General features: G+C 32.2%; 1 protein-coding gene and 1 pseudogene. Both read left to right on the top strand.

Annotated features, from left to right (window positions below; translation table 11 throughout):
- Window positions 1-1,148 (top strand): annotated as a pseudogene (locus E7Z79_RS09395) (right-handed parallel beta-helix repeat-containing protein); the annotation flags it as partial.
- A gap of 192 nt (window positions 1,149-1,340) precedes the next feature.
- A partial coding sequence (locus E7Z79_RS09390; protein ID WP_303739682.1) for an Ig-like domain repeat protein occupies window positions 1,341-3,896 on the top strand: 2,556 nt, incomplete at its 3' end.

Genomic DNA, 3,896 nt, shown 5'->3' with positions numbered 1-3,896 from the left:
TCACTAGAAATGATTTATATTCATTTTCCAACGGTCCGAACATAGGAATTTATTCTCAAAATTTCTACGGTGCAACATCTTTGTCAATCACTAACAACAAGATTAATGTTACTGGTTTGGCAGGTACACATGAGTGGGCTTTAGTGGCAGGTATTGAATCTCAGGATACTCATTCACACATCGCCAATAATACAATTGAAGTGCATAGCGTTGGGGATGTGTCAGTAAATGATAATCTATACGGTATCAGTTACCGTCAAAGTACTTCAGGAGATCATCAATATAACATTCATGATAACAAGGTATTCAGTGATGGATATTATTCCGTTAACTTATTAAGTTCGGTGGATTCTAAAATATTCAATAATTTATTGGTTTCATATAATCCAAATGCTGATCCAAGCAAGAGCGGATATAAATATGGGGACATTTCAGCACATAAGAATATGGAATTCTATAACAATCCAGTCATGAGGGCATTCGATTTCTTTGCTTCTCGTGAAAATAGTGTTGATAATGGCAATGAATTTAATTATAATCCGAATAATAATAAGGAGATTTCCAATAATGTTGATGGAAGTAAGATATCCAATGGTGAAACAAAAAAACAATATTCATTCAATCCATTGATTCCAGGTTCTAAAAAAAATTCTGGAAGTCAGGATGATGGTGAAACAGGTAAACTTCCAACAGATGATTCCCAATCCGGTGATGATAAACCTTCAGACAATAAAGACGATGGAGGCTACGGAGATAATCAACACAGTAGTTCAAAATCATTAAGGGATTTATTACTTAATTACATCAATTCAAATGCTGAAAACGGTAAAGAAGATACAACTTCAAATACTGATGGTGGAAAAGTAAAAACAAATTCTTTTGATGGTCATCAGCAGAATGTTAATGTGGAATCAAACAGTTCTGATGTAACTCCTTCAACTGAAGGTACTGATTCCGCTGCCAGTGAATCAAAATCAACCGCAAGTTCAGATTCATCTGCAGGTGAATCTTCAAGTGTAAGTAAAAAGATTTATGAAATTGAGGAGAAAAACGAAATTGAAAGGTTCATCCCTTCAATTGTCATGATTATTCCAGCTTTAATATTATTATTGATTGGAATCAGACGCAAAAAATCAACTTTGGAATAAATTAGTTGTTTTAAACTAATTTATACTTCTTTTTTTTTAACTGCTATTTTTCAAGATAATTATATATATTTTATTTTACATACCTTAAAATATCATTAACAAATGATTATTTATAAAATTTAATTTAATCAAAATGAGGTATTTAATTTGAAATTTAATAAAGTATTATTAATAATTTTTATTATCTTTTCAGTGTTTTTATTAATATCTTCAGTTAGCGCTTCGGATTTAAGCACTAAGGAATTTAATAATTTATCTGAAAGCAATAATGATTATTTAAATGATGATGGAAAAATAATCTATGTTGATAGTGTTAATGGTAATAATGCAAATGACGGAAGCTCTCAGGATTTGGCTTTAAAATCAGTGGATAAAGCATTAAAATCATCTAAAGATAATTATACTATCAATTTGGCAGATGGGACCTATAAAGGCACATCAAATACAAGGTTAACCATTGACAAATCACTAACTTTTGTCGGTTCAGGCAATACGATTTTCGATGGTCAGGGAAGGGATTACATTTTTATCGTTTCCGACAATGTGGAAATAACCTTTAAAAATATCAAATTTGTGAATGCATATAAATCTCCTGAATCATACTCTGTTTCATATAACGATAATGTATATGGTGCTGCATTGGACATTAAGAAGGCTGATGTTACCATTGATAATTGCCAGTTCATAAACAGTGTCCTGTACTATGATACTGTTGATAAATACATTTATGGAGGAGCAGTAAGCAATTTTGGAGACTTGAAAGTTCTCAATTCCTATTTTGAAAACAATACTGCACTGTCCACATCAGGTTTGTTTTCTTATGGGGGATCCATTTATAATAAAGGGAATCTATTCATCAATAATTCCAAATTTAACAAATCCATGAGTGTTGATTTTGGATATGGTGCAGGTATAGCCAATGACGGTAATGCAACAATGGAAAATAGTATTATTACGAATTCACGTGCCCTTCATGAATGCAAAGGTTCTGCAATTTATAATGCTGGTGATTTTGTTTTATTAAATTCTATTATCGAAAACAATTATATTGAAAGGGCTAATTTCAACATTATTTATGGTGCGATTTATAATTCGGGCAATCTTCATGCCAGAGGATCAATATTCAGAAACAACACAGGAAATTATGAAACTCCAATGCTTGCGTATAAAGGTTCTCCTAACATTTATAATGCAGGTAACCTGAATTTAACTTATAATGCATTCATGGACAATGCCATATTTGATGGAATTTCTCGAGATATATATTTCAATGGTGGAGAAGTAATTTGTTTAGATAACAATTGGTGGAATACTAATGATAATCCTTATTTAGATGGTTCAAGGGTCAATATCAATCAGGTTAACTCATGGTTGGTATTTACTTTGGTGCCGGAATATTCAATGTTGAACATTGGTGAATCAGTTAAAATAAATGCTTCATGGACAATCAACAATAACAAAATACCTCAAATCAATCTGTTTCCAATGTTTAATGTTATATTCACAACTTCTTATGGTGAAACATTACAAAAACAGTTAATCAATGGTAAAAGCGATTTTATATTTAATCATTCTCAAAACAAGGGATCATTTTCAGTATATGCCAACGTAGGTAGCTTCTCTCAAAATGTAACTGTGGATGTAGGTAAGCTTTACACTTCACTTGCTGTAGATAATAATGAAAACATTACATTTTTAGATGCCCTTAAAGTCGCAATCACAGTAACAAGTCAGGATAAGTCAACTCCGACAGGAGTTGTATCTCTGTATATTGGCGACAATGTATATAGACTGGATTTGAACAATGGGAAAGTCAACACAGAAATAACTGATTTGCTTCCTGGTGACTATACCATGAAAGTTGTGTATGGAGGGGACGAAAATCACTTCAAATCATTTTTCAACAAAACAGTTACAATCAAAAAGCAGGTTGTGGATTTATCAGTTCATATTTCTGAAATTAAAATAGACCAAAGGGGTTCTGCTATTGTTTCCCTTCTTCCTAAGGGAGTACAGGGTCAGGCAATAATGTATATTGATGGTGTCAGAAAGAAAATTGTTTATCTTTATAATGGAAACACAACAATTTCATTAAACAATTTTGGGGAAGGTGAATACAACATTACCTTCGGATTTGTTGAAAGCAATTATTACTATGCAGCCAATGCAAGCGCAATATTGAAGGTAACAAAATATGATTGCAGCTTAAACGTGTCTGCCAATGATATTGAGGTGGGTCAAAATGCAACAATTATAGTTAATGTAGTTCCAAATACTCTCAGGGGTGAAGCAATTTTAACTGTTAATGGCGTAAATACCACTATTTATCTGGAAAATGACACCACATCAATTAATTTATACGGATTGCATGCAGGAACTTATGATGTAACTGTATGGTTTGAGGGAGATGCCAAATATGTCCCTTCAAATGCATCAACTTCATTTAAAGTGTCAAGACAGGAAACCTCTTTGGATGTGGTGGTTGATCAGGATGAAAAAAATCTAAATGGTACTGTCACTATAAATATTAATCCTGCAACTTGCACTGGAATTATTGGACTTTATATTAATTATAATCACTATACTGCAAATATCACCAATGGTAAAGTGAAATTCAATGTCAAATTCGACAAAGGAACAAATTATGTCTTTGCATATTATGAAGGAAATGAAAATTGCTCTGATGCAACATGGAATACGACAATTGGTGTTGCGGATGAATTTGTTTTCATAGGCGAAAATTCAACA

This window comes from Methanobrevibacter thaueri (genome assembly GCF_015062905.1).
GTDB classification, from domain to species: domain Archaea; phylum Methanobacteriota; class Methanobacteria; order Methanobacteriales; family Methanobacteriaceae; genus Methanocatella; species Methanocatella thaueri_A.
Note: the sequence above shows the minus strand (reverse complement) of the source record. Positions and strands in the feature narration are given on the sequence as shown.